Source organism: Viridibacterium curvum (genome assembly GCF_039544165.1).
GTDB lineage: Bacteria > Pseudomonadota > Gammaproteobacteria > Burkholderiales > Rhodocyclaceae > Viridibacterium > Viridibacterium curvum.
The window spans coordinates 616,648-630,826 of the sequence record NZ_BAABLD010000002.1; the positions used below are offsets into that span (position 1 = coordinate 616,648).

Consider the following 14,179-nt stretch of genomic DNA (forward strand, 5'->3'; position numbering starts at 1 on the left):
CGACGCTGGATTCCCGCCTTCGCGGGAATGACGTCCATCGGCGCGCATGACGCCACAAACACCACGCCATGCCCCCATCGGCTGGCTGCGCCGCCTGTGGGCGCACGACAAGACACTGGACAGTCTCAAGGTTGCCATCGCCTTCGCCGGCGTGGTGTTGCCCTGCCTTCTGCTCAATCGTGACGACTGGCTGATCGGTCTGGTACTGGGCGTCATCGCCTGTGCTTTGGCTGAAACCGAAGACCGCGTGCCGGGCCGCCTGCGCGCACTGGCGGTCACCCTTGTCTGCTTCGCGGTCGCCGCATTCTCGGTGCGCCTGCTCTTCCCCTGGCCTCTGCTGTTTGCAACAGGGCTCGCCCTGTCGACTTTCGGCTTCGTCATGCTCGGTGCAATGGGCGAGCGCTACGCGGCCATCGCCGTCGCCTCGCTGATTCTCGCCGTGTATTGCATGCTCGTGGCCTACGCGCGCCACGTCTCGCACAGCACGCTGCAAAGCATCTGGTTCGAACCCTTGCTGCTGCTCACTGGCGCTGCCTGGTTCGGGCTTGTGTCGGTGATGGCTGCCGCCATGGTGTCAACGCGAGCCGTGCGCCGCAGCCTCGCCAGTCTCTACCTGTCACTCGGCCGCTACCTCGCGCTCAAAGCACGCCTGTTCGAACCCGTTGGCGGGCGCGACATCGAGGCCCAGCGTCGCGAGCTCGCGGCGCAGAACAGTGCCCTCGTCGGCCAGTTCAACCGCACGCGCGAAGTGCTGATCCGCTGGGTGCAGGAAGGCCGCCCCAGGGCGCGCAACGAGCGCTTTCTCAAGTGGTACTTCCTCGCGCAGGACATCCACGAGCGCGCCAGCTCATCGCACCAGCCCTACGAGCAACTCGCCGAAGCCTTCGCGCGCAGCGACATCCTGTACCGCTGTCAGCACCTCATGCAGAGTCAGGCGCGCGGCTGCCGTGCACTGGCCGAGGCCATCCTGCGCAACGACCCCTTTGCGCGCGTCGGCGAAGCAAGACACGCACTGGATGCCCTGCTTGCCTCCCGCGATCATGTTGTTGCCAGCGACAACCCCACCTGGCAAGCGCTGCGCGACGCGCTCGAGGACCTGTGCCGCAACGTCACCCGCATCGAGACCCAGCTCGCGCTCGCCGGCACGCCTGACGCCCTGCCGCTCGATGCCGACACCAACCTGCGCGACAACGCGCCGCGCAGCCTCGCAGAAAAGCTCGAACGCCTGCGTGCCGACTTCTCGCCACGCTCGGCGCGCTTCCGACACGGCATCCGCCTTGCCTGCGCGCTCACCATCGGTTACGCCTTGCTGCATGTTTTCGACATCCCGCAAGGCTACTGGGTGCTGCTGACTACGGTCTTCGTCTGCCAGCCCAGCTACAGCAGCACGTGGCGACGCATGGGCCAGCGCGTTGGCGGCACCGTGCTGGGCCTTGTCGCGGCCTGGGCCTTCATCGATCTCTTCCCCCACCCCTACGCGCAATCTGCGCTGGCCGTTGCGGCTGGCGTCGCCTTCTTCGCACTGCGGCACGACCGTTACCTGCTCGCCACCAGTTGCATCACGGTGCTGGTGTTCGCCTGCTTCAGTCAGCTTGGCGACAGCTACGTGCTGCTGTGGCCGCGTCTGTTCGACACACTGATTGGCGCCGTGATCGCCGGCGGCGCAGTCGCCGTCATCCTGCCGGACTGGCAAGGCCAACGCCTGCATGGCGTGATGGCCGACACGATCGAAAAATCGCGCCTCTACCTTGCCGAGATTCTTGGTCAATACGCCTCGGGCAAGCGCGACGACCTGCCCTACCGCATTGCCCGCCGCGAAGCCCACAACGCCGACGCCGAGCTCTCGCGCACCATTGCCGGCATGCTTGATGAGCCGGACCGCCACCACGTCGCCCCCGAGCTCGCCTGGGAATTCCTCAACGCCAGCCACAGCCTGCTGGCCTACGCCTCCGCACTCGGCGCCCACCGCGAACGCATCGACAACTTCGCCCTGCTGCGCGAACTGCAACCTCTGGCCGACGCACTCGACAAAGCCCTGGCACAGCTCGCCCACGAACTGCAAGGCGAGCGCCCGCCTGAACCCTCAGCACCACTCCCCGCCTCACTCACCACCGCAGAACCTGATCGCGAAGCGTCGCCCACAGAACGCCGCCTGCTGCGTCAACTGCGACTCATGGCCTCGGCCCTGGTCACGCTGCGCGACGTTTCGCAGCGCCTGGCAGAGCGCCGCAGCCAGAAGTAGCGCGAATCCGCAATTTCGTCACACTTTCTGGCAAACATTCTTCCCACCGGTGAAGGAGGTCATACCTCGTCCGACACGGCGCGCGCTACATTGCCCGACAGACCTGCACAAGCAAGGCGAAACAGGCAGCAATGCCCAAGACCACAAAAGTTCCGAATCAGGTGCGAGCGTGCGAATACTGGATCTGTTCAAAAAGAAGAAGCCGGCCAACGCCGAGAGAAACGAATACGTTGTGCCGCAAACCGAGATCATCGTCCCGGTGAATCGTCGCGAACGCTTGCGGGTCAATGCGCGTGCCGGCACACAAGTGCTGATCATCGATGACTCCGCCACCGTGCAGGGCGCGCTGGGCAAGATCCTGCAGTCCGCCGGCTACATCATCCACACGGCCGACAATGCCGAAGCCGGTCTGGAGATGGCGCGCGGCGACAAGCCCAACCTGATCTTCCTCGACATCATGCTGCCCGGCATGCACGGCTTCTCGGCCCTGCGCAAGATCCGCCGCGACGCCCAGCTGATGGACATCCCGGTCATCGTCATGAGCGGCCACGAAAAAGCCACCGAGCATTTCTTCAGCAGCCAGGTCGCTGCAGAAGACTTCATGAAGAAGCCCTTCTCGCGCCAGGAAGTCTTCGCCCGCATCGAGCGCCTGCTCGACCAGAAGCGCATACCGCGCCGTCTGCCGGGCGCCGGGCGCGGGCTCGAAATGCAATCCTGATCAGACAAACCTGACCTGACCCGCCGCCCGCGCTAAGCTTCAGCCTTTGCCACTGCAAGGGCTGCCATGCGCATCGCTGTCTTCGACACTCACCACTACGACGAAAACGCTCTCAGCGGCGCCAATGCCGACTTTGGCCACACGCTGGAATTCTTCGAAGAGCGGCTGCACGACCGCACCGCCGAGCTGGCACAGGGCTTCGACGCGGTCTGCCCCTTCGTCAATTGCCGCCTCACCGACAAGGTACTGCAACGCCTCCATGAGCTTGGCATCAAGCTGGTCGTGCTGCGCGCTGCCGGCTTCAACGGCATCGATGTCACCGCAGCGCAGGCACTAGGCATCAAGGTCGCACGTGTGCCGGCCTACTCTCCCGAAGCCGTCGCCGAGCACACCTTCGCACTGATCCTCACCCTCATCCGCAAGACCCACCGCGCCTACAACCGCGTGCGCGAACAGAACTTCTCGCTCGACGGGCTGGAAGGCTTCACCCTGCACGGCAAGACCTACGGCGCGCTGGGTGCCGGCCGCATCGGCCAATGCGCGCTGCGCATCGCCAAGGGCTTCGGCTGCCGCACACTGGCCTACGACCCCTATGAAAACCCGGCCATCGCGGCTGACGTGGGTTTCGAATACGCGAGTCTGGAGCGCGTGCTGCGCGAGTCGGATATCGTCTCGCTGCACCTGCCGCTCAGTGAGCAAAGCCACCACATCCTCAACGCCGACGCCTTCGCACAGATGCGGCGCGGCGTCATCATCGCCAACACCAGCCGCGGCGGCCTCATCGACACCCCGGCACTGATCGACGCACTGAAAAGCGGCCAGGTCGGCGGCGTGGGCCTCGACGTCTATGAGATGGAAGAAGGCGTGTTCTTCCACGACCTCTCCAACAGCCTGCTGCAGGACGACATGCTGGCCCGCCTGATGATCTTCCCCAACGTGCTGATCACCTCGCACCAGGGCTTCCTGACCCGCGAAGCACTGGATTCCATTGCCCGCACTACGTTGGAGAACGCGCGGGCGTTTGAAGCTGGCGAAACCCTGGTTAACGAAGTGAAGCCCGGCTGAGGAAATCGAGCCTGGTGCGCAGTGCACACCCTACCCTACACGCCTGGTCAATGCGGTGAAGGTTGCATGAAGCACCCAACCCACGCGGCCACTATGCCGTCATTCCCGCCAGCTTTACGCGCGGCGTCGCCGCATTACGCTCCCCTCCCCCGCATGCGGGGGAGGGGTTGGGGGAGAGGGCAGGGGCGGGAATCCAGTGATTTTTCGAACGACGCCGGATTCCCGCCTCCGCGGGAATGACGATTTTGACGGTGCATTGTGACTGCCAAAGCGATGCCCTTCCGCAATCGCTGCAAGGCCCACTACGGGGCCACACGCTAGAGTCCGGCCACACTTCATTGCTTCCGGACATCATGCGCCCCGCCCACGCCGCCCTGCTCCTCGTTGCCGCCGCCCTGCTCGGCGCCTGCCAGACCGCCCCATCGGCCCCGAGCGCCACCGCCGAAAACCAGAAACCCGTGCGCATCGCCCTCGTCGGCGACTCCACGCAAACCGAACGCCAGGGCTACGGCACCGGTTTCTGCGCCAACCTCGTCGAACGCGTCACCTGCCTCAACACCGCCAAGGGTGGCAGCAGCACCAAGACCTTCCGCAACGAAGGCCTGTGGAACCGCGCGGTGCAGCTCAAACCCGACTGGATGCTGATCCAGTTCGGCCACAACGACGTGCAGACCGGCACGCGCGGCGTGCGCGAGACCGATCTCGTCACCGAGTACACGCCCAACCTGCGCCGCTATGTCGAAGAGGCGCGCGCCGCGGGCATCCAGCCCATCCTCGTCACGCCCATCGCGCGCCGCTACTTCCAGCCCGACGGCAAGATCCGCGACGACCTGCCCGCCCACGTCGAGGCCATGAAGGCGGTCGCCGCCGAAATGAAGGTGCCCCTGATCGACCTGCACACCATCAGCCAGGACTTCTTCGAGAAGCTCGGCGAAACCGAAGCGCACAAGCTTGGCCCGACCAAGTCGGACGGCAAGGGCGGCATCGTGCCCGACAAGACCCACTTCAACCTCGAAGGCTCACACGTGCTGGGCCGCATGGTGGTGGAAGCCATGGGCCGCGCCGTGCCCGAGCTGGCGCCGCTGGTGCGCAAGACGCCGGCTGCACGCTGATCGCCTCCCATGGCGCGCCTCCTGGCCGCTTGAAAGCGGCCCTGACCATTAGCCTCTCCGTAGGTGCGGATTCATCCGCACAACCCCGCCCCGCAAACCGCGCCATCCACTGCGGGACACATCACAGCCCGCTGAACGGGCCCGTACAAACCCGAAATCCCCCCGTCGCAGGTGCGGTCTCAATCGCACACCGCCACCTCGCAAGCTGATCCAGGCTGTGCTGTGCACACAGCGCACGACTGGTGAGCGCCTATCGAAGAGCGATGCACAATGCGCACCCTGGAAATCTTGCTTTCACCCGCCGCGATGCAGCCCATGCGTGACGATCCGCCTTGCGAGGCTGGATTGTGCGGTTGAAACCGCACCTACCAAGGGAGACCACTCCGAGACGCAGGCATCCTGCTCCAAACACACGTTCGGCTGGCCAACCGGATTGCACCCCAATCTGATCTGATACAAGACAGGCCGCGCCCGTACTGGCAAAATTCGCCCTCTTCCCGATTTCTCCCCCGGGGTCTCCCTGTTCCCTCCTGCCTAGCGGAATCCAATAATGACCAAACTGTTTATCGAAGACCTGCAGCTTGCAGGCAAGCGTGTGCTGATGCGTGTCGACTTCAACGTCCCCGTCAAGAATGGCGTGGTCGAGAGCGACAAGCGTATCCGCGCTGCCCTGCCCACCATTCAGTACGCGCTGGCGCAAGGCGCCTCGGTGGTGCTGATGTCGCACCTCGGTCGTCCGGACGGCAAGGCCAACCCCAAGTACACCCTGGCGCCGGTCGCCGAGCGCCTGCAGGCGCTGCTGGGCAAGCCCGTCAAGTTCCTGCCCGCCTGCATCGGCCCTGAAGTCGAAGCCGTGACCGGCAAGCTCGCGGCTGGCGAAGTGGTGCTGCTCGAAAACGTGCGCTTCCATATCGAAGAAGAAGGCAAGGTCAAGGACAAGGAAGGCAACGTCACCAAGGCTACGCCGGAAGCCATCGAAGCTTTCCGCGATGCGCTCTCGCGCCACGGCGATGTGTTCGTCAATGACGCCTTCGGCACCGCTCACCGCGCGCACAGCTCGGTCGTCGGCATCAAGCTGCAGCGCGCTGCGGGCTACCTGCTCAAGAAGGAACTCGACTTCCTCGGCGAGGCGGTCAACAAGCCCGTGCGCCCGCTGGTGGCCATCATTGGCGGGTCGAAAATCAGCGGCAAGATTGACGTCGTCGAAGCCCTGCTGCCCAAGGTCGACAAGCTGCTCATCGGCGGCGGCATGGCCTTCACCTTCTTTGCCGCCAAGGGCCTCGAAGTCGGCAAGTCGCTGTGCGAACGCGACAAGATCGACCTCGCAAAGGCCCTGATGGCCAAGGCTGGTGACAAGCTCGAACTGCCCATCGACACCATGGTCACGAAGAAGCTGGACTTCGACGCCCGCACGCTCGACGGTCTCGTTGAAGTCGCCGCGACCGCCATCCCCGCTGACCAGGAAGGCGTGGACATCGGCAGCAAGACCGCCGCACGCTATGCCGACATCGTGCGCGGCGCAAAGACCGTGCTGTGGAACGGCCCGATGGGCGTGTTCGAAATCGACGACTCGGCCAAGGGCACCTACGCCGTGGCGCACGCCCTCGTCGACGCCACGGCATCGGGCGCCGTCACCGTCGTCGGTGGTGGTGACTCGGTGGCAGCCGTCGAAAAGGCCGGCCTCGAAGACAAGGTGTCGCACGTTTCCACCGGCGGTGGCGCTTCGCTCGAATTCCTCGAAGGCAAGGCACTGCCCGGCGTCGAAGCGCTTAGCGACAAGTGACCCCCTCCAGTGCAGGGAGCAAACGCTTTGCTCCTTGCAATACCCCATGCTGAGCAGCGCTTGAAGCGCTCAAGCCAACCAACTTCGTCATTCCCGCGAAAGCGGGAATCCAGTGACTTATCGAACGACGCTGGATTCCCGCTTTCGCGGGAATGACGGATCATGAGTGCTGGTTGAACTGAACTGCTTCGCCCCGGAGGCACTGCATGACAACTGTTACCTGGACCTCGGCCGGGCTGCAATGCGCCGCCGCCTGGCTCTCCGCAGCTGGGCACAATCCGCCCAAACGCATCGAAGTGGTCGACGACCAGCTCGACGCCGACACCGCACACCGCTTTGCGTCCGAAGGCACGGCCATGCTGTGGCATGGCGACTACCAGAGCGCCAAGCTGCTGCTGCAAGCGCTGGCGCGCCGTGTCGAGCGCAGCGCCGGCAAGGCCAGGCCGGCCGCCAGCATCACCGAGGCCTTCCACAAACACCGTATGACGCAAGCCCAGCGCTCGCGCATCCTGGGCATGATCCTGCTGCCGGTCGAAGCGGGCTTCCAGATTGCGCTCAAGCGCGCGCCAGACGTAGCAGAGGCCTTTGAGCAGGTGTTCGGCGCCGAAGCGAAAGCCCTGCCACAGGCGCTGATCGCCCTGCGCGAGGTCCAGGGCCTGATCGGCGCCTACGAATGGCGCAAGAAGGGCGTCGAGATCCCGGTGCTGGGCGCACGCATCCACCCCTGGCACGGCATCTTCTCGCCCGTGCGCGGCGAATACCTCGAACTCATCGCCAAGGCCGACCTGCCCAAGGCGATCAGCGAAGACCCCAAGGCCTTTGCCTTCGACATCGGCACCGGCACCGGCGTCATCGCCGCCCTGCTTGCCAAACGCGGCATCAAGAAGCTTGTCGCTACCGACATCGATGACAAGGCCCTGGCCTGCGCGCGCGACAACCTGCAGCGCCAGGGCTGCATCCCCAAGGTCAAGCTGGAGAAGGCCGACCTGTTCCCCCAGGGCAAAGCTGCACTGATCGTCTGCAACCCGCCCTGGCTGCCCGGCAAGCCCGGCAGCTCCATCGAGAACGCCATTTACGACCCCGACAGCCGCATGCTCAAAGGCTTCCTCGCGGGTCTGACCGCGCATCTGGTGCCCGGCGGCGAAGGCTGGCTGATCCTCTCCGACCTTGCCGAACACCTTGGCCTGCGCAGCCGCGCCGAGCTCGAAGCCCTGTTCGCCGCAAATGGATTGCGCGTAGCCGGCCGACTCAACGCCCGCCCCACGCACCCCAAGGCGCGCGACGAAAACGACCCGCTCTCTGCCGCACGCGGCAAGGAAATTACCTCACTCTGGCGCCTGACTGCCCTTCCGGCCTGACCGGGGGACGTGCAGTACCTCCAGACTCCCGTTAGCATGCCGCCATAACGCCGACCAGCTCAAAGCAAGCGGTCTGGCAGGCAGTATGAGAAACGGCGCGCAGCAAAGCGTGCCGACAATAACGAGGGATTTGATCATGGGACTCTTCCAGATGCTCTTCGGGCGCAGGCGGCCCGTCGTCGAGCCAAACCGGCCTGAACCGGTTTTCGTGCCCGACCCGCAGGCCAACGAGCGGCGCGCCCGTCCGCGTCGCGATGCGCCTGAAGGTACAAAGATCCTCATCATCGATGACTCCCCCACCATCGGTGCTGCTCTGCGCAAGATCCTGCGCTCCGCCGGCTACGTCACCCTCGAAGCTCTCGACGCCGAGCACGGCCTTGAGCTCATGCAGGAACACAAACCCGGCATCGTGTTCCTCGACATCGTCCTCCCCGGCATGAATGGCTTCGCCGCCCTGCGCGCAATCCGGCGCGACCCCGCCACGCGCGATACCCCCGTCATCATGATGAGCGGCAACGAGCAGGCCACCGAGCAATTCTTCGGCACCCGCATCGGCGCCGACGACTTCATGAAGAAGCCCTTCTCCCGCTTCGAGGTCTTCGCCCGCATCGAACGCCTGCTTGACGAAGACCTTCACCCACGTCGCGTCATCTCACGCTGAGGCCTGCGCTCCCGGCAATAGCCTCGGGCGTCATCTCATTCCTCATTCCCGCGCAGAGGGGTAAACAGGCATTTCGGCGCATGCCGAAATGCTCGCAAAGCTAACTGATGCCCACCGAAAACAAAGGGAGACAAAATCAGGCCTCGCGCAATGAGGCCGGATTTCGTAGGTGCGGTTTCAACCGCACAACCCCGCCCACCCTGCACGTTGCGCGCTCATCCGCCCGGTTCCGGGCAACATCGAATCTCCGTTGCCAACACGGCTTGCCAAGCCAAATGTCATCACGCACGCTCTCCGCACTAGCGGATTTGCCCCTGGCACCGTGCGCAAAAAGCTGTAACCCGCCAACTCCCATTCAAGGAGCAAACCGGTGCCCGCCTCTTTCAACCCATCCGGTCCAGCGGGCTCATCACCCCCAACCCGCCACGATTGAGCACATGCGTGTAGATCATCGTCGTGCTCACATCCTTGTGCCCCAGCAACTCCTGCACCGTGCGGATGTCCTGCCCCGCCTCCAGCAAGTGCGTCGCAAAAGAATGCCGCAACGTATGCGGTGACACCGCCTTCACCATGCCCGCAGCCTGAGCCGCCGCACGCACCGCACGCTGCACGCGCTTCTCATCCACATGATGCCGCCGCACGACACCTGAGCGAGGGTCACGCATATAGCTCGCCGACGCAAACACGTACTGCCAGCCAAACGAAAACTCAGCGTTGCGATACTTCAGCGCCAGCGCATGCGGCAGATACACCGAGCCATAGCCTGCCGCCAGATCCGCCTCATGCTCCGTCCGCCGCCGCGCGACCTGCTCTCGCAACAGCGGCGCCAACCGATCCGGCAACATCGTCACGCGATCCTTGTTGCCCTTGCCCTCGCGAATCACGATCTCGCGCCGCGCAAAATCCACATCCTTCACCCGCAAGCGCAAACCTTCAAGCAAGCGCATGCCGGTTCCATACAGCAGATTCACGATCAAGCTGATCTGCGCATTCCCTGCCGCATCCAACGCATCCAACAATGCACGCGTCTCGAACGGTGTCAGCACCGACGGCAAACGCTGCGGCTTCTTCGCCCTCACCACCTCATCCAGCCACGCAACAGGCTGCCCCAGCACCTCCTGATACAAAAACAGGATTGCCGACAGCGCCTGCCCCTGCGTCGCCGCAGCTACATTCCGCTCCACGGCCAGCGAAGTCAGGAACGCCTCCACCTCCGCCTTGCCCATGCCAGATGGATGCCGCAAGCCATGAAAATGCACAAAGCGTCGCACCCAACCCAGATACGCCTGTTCAGTCCGCAAGCTGTAATGCTTAACGCGCAACCGCTCACGCATCTGCACCAGCAAACGCCCACTCTTCGGCTCCCCCGCACTCATCGCTTGACCTCGCCGCAATAGCTGTTCATATTTACAGCATACAAACAAGCTGCGAAGCAGACAACCCAGCCATGGCCACCTGCCCAAATAGCCGAGTCATCAAGAAACTGCACCCGGGCGACGCCGGCACCCTCAAACTCGCAGAGCGCTACGGACGCGACCTCGTCTGCGTGCGTTATCGCGAAACCGAAGACGGCAGCCAGCGCCTAACCACCATCGAAATCGTCGTCGACGTCCGCGACAAGCGGGACGTTCGCAAAAGCCCGCATCCGCGCCCCAAGAGCGATGACCTCGTTCGCGTCAAGGTCCTCCCAAGCGAATTCAGACTCAGGCAACGCCTGCACGCCTATGGTGCCCGCTGCGAACCCGATGGCCACATCTGGCTCACTCGTTGGCTCATCGTCAAACACCTCAAGCTGACGAACCGCCTCGTGAAATGACTAGATCTGGATAGCCACTACCCGCCAATCTAACTAGAATCAGACATATCTATCCACATGACGACAGCGTTTTGTCGTCTACTTAACGTTAGCTCTCTTCCATGAAAATCGAAGTGGTCGCTTTGCAAGAGGCTTCAGAAGTGGCTTCACTTCTCCAAGAAGCCGCTCGTTGGCTCATTGAAGCAGGCAAGCCACTATGGTCACCAGCGGACTTTTCCGTTGAAAGTCTTCGAGCTGATATTTTGAGTGGCGAGTACTTTGCTGCTCATCTAGATGGGGCCATTGCCGGAGTCATCAAGTTTCAGCTTGAAGATAAAGTTTTCTGGCCAGAAGACGAGCCAGGCCACTCTGCATATGTGCACAAACTAGCAATCCGTCGGGCGAATGCCGGTACAGGAGTCTCTTCTGCGCTTCTGTCGTTCGCCAAGGGCCGAGCACAAACTCTTAATCTCAAGCAGTTAAAGCTTGATTGCGTTGCCGACCGCACGAAACTGAGGGAGTTGTATGAACGCTTCGGTTTTCAACTTCATAGCCAAGTCACAAAGTGGAATAGAAGTTTCGCAAGATATGAGCTTCAGTTATCGCCGAGCTAACACTACAGTCGAGAGGGACAGCCAACAAGCTGCGCTTGTTGGTTCCCTCCGCGCTACGCGCTCCGGCTGCCCCTCACTTCCACGTTAGGTTTCCCGCTCAATGTCCGCCTATCTACTCGCCGAACTCAAAAAACTGCAATACCAACGCAGCGAGTCATCGCCGTTTGCAAGCCATATTGAGTACATGCAGTGGGCTGACAAAGTTACTGGCCTGTTGTCTTACGATGAAAAGATAGCCAACAGATTTAGGTACTACGTTCGCGCTGCTGATTTCAACAGCAGAGGCCATTACTCAAACCTTGATCAAGTAAACGAAACAATTGGCGTTCTAAACCAAGCCATCGCCGCACTAGAAAACAAACCATCGTTAATTTCTGAAGTAGTGTCCATACAAAATCCCACAGCAAACCCATCCGACAATGAACCACCAAAAGCAGCCAACGAGCAAGACTCGTCTAACTTGTGGCAACGTCCAATAGGTGCCACTGGAATTATTGTGTTTGGAGGTCTTATTCTTGCCGCAGCCATCTACCTTGTTAGAACACATCTGGGTCTCCCACTATGAAACCTAACTACTCGATGCAGGGGACAGCCAGCAAGCTGGCTTCCCTCCCTTCGGTCGGTGCCCCTGATCTCAAACGTTAGGCAGCACGGAATGCACCTGCTCACGAAGATCGAAGACCTGTTTCAAGTCACCGGACGCGGCTTGATCGTTGCGCCCGGTCCATTGAGGTCCGAAGAGCCAGGCGGTGCAGACATCCCCGTTGAACTGCGTCGTCCGGATGGATCGGTGCTTCATGCACGCGTCTCGCTCCAACACTTTTTTCAGTCGCCTCCACCGCCTCCTCATATCGCCGCACAGTGGGGTTGTATGCTCTCTGGTGTTACGAAAGACGAAGTTCCTATTGGCACTGAGATCTGGCGTCCCGATGGCACCTAGTCTCAACGTTGAAGTGCACACGAACAATGAAAAATCGGCGCAGTCTCAAAGTTGAAGTGCAATACACCGATGAAAAAATCGCCTAACCCTACAGTCAAGCGGACCGCCACAAGCTGCGCTTGTGGTTCCCTCCGCGCTTCGCGCTCCGGCGTCCGCTTACTTCCACGTTAGGCGAAATACATGCAGCGCCTGCTAGTCTCTGAAAGCGAGTACTTATCATCCACTCTGGACAATTGGGAAGGAGTGATTCCTCTTGGTTTTGCCTTTGCTGGCATGACAATATTTGGTGATCTGCTTCTGAGAGGAGAAAGCTCTGTTTTATTGTTAAGGCTCAGCTGCTTTGAAATCGAAGAGATAGGTACGGTCATCGAAGAAGCCGAATGGCAACTCGAAGCGCCAGAGGAAAGAGAAGCACATTGGGTCTATCCAAGCTTGTTGGGTCAGCTCCCCACTCGAACGGAAGGGATGATTTATCACTTCGTCCAGCCATTGGGTCTCGGCGGTGTCGCCGAGGTTTCAAACGTTGTGCTGTTGCCGATTTCTCAGGCACATCAAGGCTTGCGCAAGCTTTGGAATCAAGTGGCTCAATCCCAGTGAAAATTTCGCCTAACATGGCAGTCGAGCAGGACAGCCAAAAGCTACGCTTTTGGTTCCCTCCGCTTCGCTCCGGCTGCCTCTCACTTCTACGTTGGGCGTCATAGATGAGCCTTCCCATCCCCACCGATTTGCTTGAGTCCGCACCACTAACAGGCAAGTCACCCGCTTCGGCTCTCTGGGTAAGAAAAACGCCAAACCTCTTCCGCGGCGTTCTCGAACTTAAGTGCACCTCCAGTACAGTTGAAGAAACAGAGGCGATCGTACGCAATGCGGTTACGGTCGAGTACTCACCTGGGTTTGTCGTTCCATTCGCGTTCGGTGCAATTCTTCACTACACCGACCCAACGCCAAGTGCAGCTGAGGTTATGCGTGTGATTGATGATCGCGCTAGCTCCAAGGGCACTTGGCAGTGGGTCATCGTTTTGAATGATTTGTCTAAGCGAGCCTATGGCATACACATGTGGATGCCCGGATACCTTACCCCGGTGTATGAGGCGTTGCTTTCGCACTTCGAGAGCACTGGCTACGCCTGTGAGAAACTCACAAAACAACCAAGCCAGTTTTGGCACAACCTATGGGGCGCTATGGCTGCTCTCGTTAAAGCGCATAAAGTTTTAGTGGCGGCCGGAGTAATTCTTTCTCTGGCCTTGTTGGTGTTCCGCCTATTCATGGGCACGTAGGAATGCCGCCCAACAATTCCGTCGAGAGGGACCGCCTGCAAGCTGCGCTTGCAGGTTCCCTTCGCGGCTTCGCCGCTACGGCGGCCCCTCACGTCAAACGTTAGCCGCTCGTTTCGCTGCGGGCACCTCGCTACGGCCTGCCCGGAGAGCCAATACTGGTGCGGCTCTTCAGGCATCTGTTTTTCGTGCTTTCTTTGGCGCAATCGCACGCGGGGTTTGAGGGTTNGGCTCATCGCTCGGGCGCAGTTTCAATCGTGCAAGCGAACAATCAAAAATTCACTGGCTTCATCGGTCAGCTTCGCGGGTCAGGGGCGCTCTATAGTCCAGGCGGCTAGCGCCGCGAGCAAAGGCACGCAACACTGTGGCGGCACGGGCTGCTTCAGTGACCGAGATGATTGCGACGATTAAAGCCAATCGCTATGCTGGGCGCAGTTTCCAACCCAAGGGCAATGCCGGTGTCACAGTCAGCCGCGGCTAACCAATCGGTCAACGGGACAGCCTGCAAGCTACGCTTGCAGGTGCCCTCCGCGCTTCGCGCTCCGGCTGCCCCTTACCTCAAACGTTAGCCGCTCGTTTCGGTGCGGGCCTCTCGCTACGGTCTGCCCGGAGAGGCA

The 14,179-nt window shown here is 61.5% G+C and carries 14 protein-coding genes; 12 read left to right on the plus strand and 2 right to left on the minus strand.

The features are described from left to right. The first annotated feature begins 46 nt into the window (after positions 1-46). From yccS to ABEA02_RS04150, 7 genes are all read left to right on the plus strand, one after another. The gene (gene yccS / locus ABEA02_RS04120) at positions 47-2,242 is read left to right on the plus strand and encodes a YccS family putative transporter (RefSeq protein WP_345531561.1); all 2,196 of its coding nucleotides are present in this window, start codon (positions 47-49) and stop codon (positions 2,240-2,242) included. Between the two features lie 169 nt (positions 2,243-2,411). Beyond that, positions 2,412-2,960: a response regulator gene (locus ABEA02_RS04125; RefSeq protein WP_345531562.1), complete on the plus strand. Its 549-nt coding sequence runs from the start codon at positions 2,412-2,414 to the stop codon at positions 2,958-2,960. Positions 2,961-3,026: 66 nt separating this feature from the next. Beyond that, positions 3,027-4,025 carry a 2-hydroxyacid dehydrogenase gene (locus ABEA02_RS04130; protein ID WP_345531563.1) on the plus strand — a complete coding sequence of 333 codons (999 nt, stop codon included), beginning with the start codon at positions 3,027-3,029 and terminating at the stop codon, positions 4,023-4,025. Positions 4,026-4,378: 353 nt separating this feature from the next. Beyond that, positions 4,379-5,137: a rhamnogalacturonan acetylesterase gene (locus ABEA02_RS04135; RefSeq protein ID WP_345531565.1), complete on the plus strand. Its 759-nt coding sequence runs from the start codon at positions 4,379-4,381 to the stop codon at positions 5,135-5,137. Positions 5,138-5,687: 550 nt separating this feature from the next. Then, positions 5,688-6,920 carry a phosphoglycerate kinase gene (locus ABEA02_RS04140; RefSeq protein ID WP_345531566.1) on the plus strand — a complete coding sequence of 411 codons (1,233 nt, stop codon included), beginning with the start codon at positions 5,688-5,690 and terminating at the stop codon, positions 6,918-6,920. 206 nt (positions 6,921-7,126) lie between these two features. Further along, positions 7,127-8,278, plus strand: a complete 1,152-nt coding sequence (locus ABEA02_RS04145; RefSeq protein ID WP_345531567.1) for a methyltransferase — start codon at positions 7,127-7,129, stop codon at positions 8,276-8,278. 136 nt (positions 8,279-8,414) lie between these two features. Then, entirely contained in the window at positions 8,415-8,939 is a 525-nt protein-coding gene (locus ABEA02_RS04150; RefSeq protein ID WP_345531568.1) for a response regulator, read from the plus strand. A gap of 383 nt (positions 8,940-9,322) precedes the next feature. Here the strand turns inward: ABEA02_RS04150 and ABEA02_RS04155 are convergent, their stop codons facing one another. After that, positions 9,323-10,315, minus strand: coding sequence for an integron integrase (locus tag ABEA02_RS04155; RefSeq protein ID WP_345531569.1), 993 nt, complete (start codon positions 10,313-10,315; stop codon positions 9,323-9,325). Positions 10,316-10,386: 71 nt separating this feature from the next. Between ABEA02_RS04155 and ABEA02_RS04160 the strand changes: the two genes are divergently transcribed. The 3 genes from ABEA02_RS04160 (at position 10,387) to ABEA02_RS04170 (ending at position 11,913) form a co-directional block, all read left to right on the plus strand. Beyond that, positions 10,387-10,755 (plus strand): hypothetical protein, encoded by a 369-nt coding sequence (locus tag ABEA02_RS04160; RefSeq protein WP_345531570.1) that lies wholly within the window; start codon positions 10,387-10,389, stop codon positions 10,753-10,755. A 101-nt stretch (positions 10,756-10,856) separates the two neighbouring features. Further along, entirely contained in the window at positions 10,857-11,348 is a 492-nt protein-coding gene (locus tag ABEA02_RS04165; RefSeq protein ID WP_345531571.1) for a GNAT family N-acetyltransferase, read from the plus strand. Between the two features lie 100 nt (positions 11,349-11,448). After that, the gene (locus ABEA02_RS04170) at positions 11,449-11,913 is read left to right on the plus strand and encodes a hypothetical protein (RefSeq protein WP_345531572.1); all 465 of its coding nucleotides are present in this window, start codon (positions 11,449-11,451) and stop codon (positions 11,911-11,913) included. Between the two features lie 69 nt (positions 11,914-11,982). Here ABEA02_RS04170 and ABEA02_RS04175 read toward each other — a convergent pair whose 3' ends face one another. Beyond that, positions 11,983-12,147, minus strand: coding sequence for a hypothetical protein (locus tag ABEA02_RS04175; protein ID WP_345531573.1), 165 nt, complete (start codon positions 12,145-12,147; stop codon positions 11,983-11,985). A 321-nt stretch (positions 12,148-12,468) separates the two neighbouring features. On the opposite strand from ABEA02_RS04175, the gene ABEA02_RS04180 reads away from it, so the two are divergent. Then, positions 12,469-12,885 carry a hypothetical protein gene (locus tag ABEA02_RS04180; protein ID WP_345531574.1) on the plus strand — a complete coding sequence of 139 codons (417 nt, stop codon included), beginning with the start codon at positions 12,469-12,471 and terminating at the stop codon, positions 12,883-12,885. A 104-nt stretch (positions 12,886-12,989) separates the two neighbouring features. After that, positions 12,990-13,565 carry a hypothetical protein gene (locus ABEA02_RS04185; protein ID WP_345531575.1) on the plus strand — a complete coding sequence of 192 codons (576 nt, stop codon included), beginning with the start codon at positions 12,990-12,992 and terminating at the stop codon, positions 13,563-13,565. Positions 13,566-14,179 lie beyond the last annotated feature (614 nt).

Bases quoted from the DNA above. Each gene is read 5' to 3' on its own strand.
- yccS (WP_345531561.1), top strand. From the start codon at position 47: ATGACGCCACAAACACCACGCCATGCCCCCATCGGCTGGCTGCGCCGC.
- ABEA02_RS04130 (WP_345531563.1), top strand. From the start codon at position 3,027: ATGCGCATCGCTGTCTTCGACACTCACCACTACGACGAAAACGCTCTC.
- ABEA02_RS04135 (WP_345531565.1), top strand. From the start codon at position 4,379: ATGCGCCCCGCCCACGCCGCCCTGCTCCTCGTTGCCGCCGCCCTGCTC.
- ABEA02_RS04140 (WP_345531566.1), top strand. From the start codon at position 5,688: ATGACCAAACTGTTTATCGAAGACCTGCAGCTTGCAGGCAAGCGTGTG.
- ABEA02_RS04145 (WP_345531567.1), top strand. From the start codon at position 7,127: ATGACAACTGTTACCTGGACCTCGGCCGGGCTGCAATGCGCCGCCGCC.
- ABEA02_RS04150 (WP_345531568.1), top strand. From the start codon at position 8,415: ATGGGACTCTTCCAGATGCTCTTCGGGCGCAGGCGGCCCGTCGTCGAG.
- ABEA02_RS04155 (WP_345531569.1), bottom strand. From the start codon at position 10,315: ATGAGTGCGGGGGAGCCGAAGAGTGGGCGTTTGCTGGTGCAGATGCGT.
- ABEA02_RS04160 (WP_345531570.1), top strand. From the start codon at position 10,387: ATGGCCACCTGCCCAAATAGCCGAGTCATCAAGAAACTGCACCCGGGC.
- ABEA02_RS04165 (WP_345531571.1), top strand. From the start codon at position 10,857: ATGAAAATCGAAGTGGTCGCTTTGCAAGAGGCTTCAGAAGTGGCTTCA.
- ABEA02_RS04170 (WP_345531572.1), top strand. From the start codon at position 11,449: ATGTCCGCCTATCTACTCGCCGAACTCAAAAAACTGCAATACCAACGC.
- ABEA02_RS04175 (WP_345531573.1), bottom strand. From the start codon at position 12,147: ATGAAGCACCGATCCATCCGGACGACGCAGTTCAACGGGGATGTCTGC.
- ABEA02_RS04180 (WP_345531574.1), top strand. From the start codon at position 12,469: ATGCAGCGCCTGCTAGTCTCTGAAAGCGAGTACTTATCATCCACTCTG.
- ABEA02_RS04185 (WP_345531575.1), top strand. From the start codon at position 12,990: ATGAGCCTTCCCATCCCCACCGATTTGCTTGAGTCCGCACCACTAACA.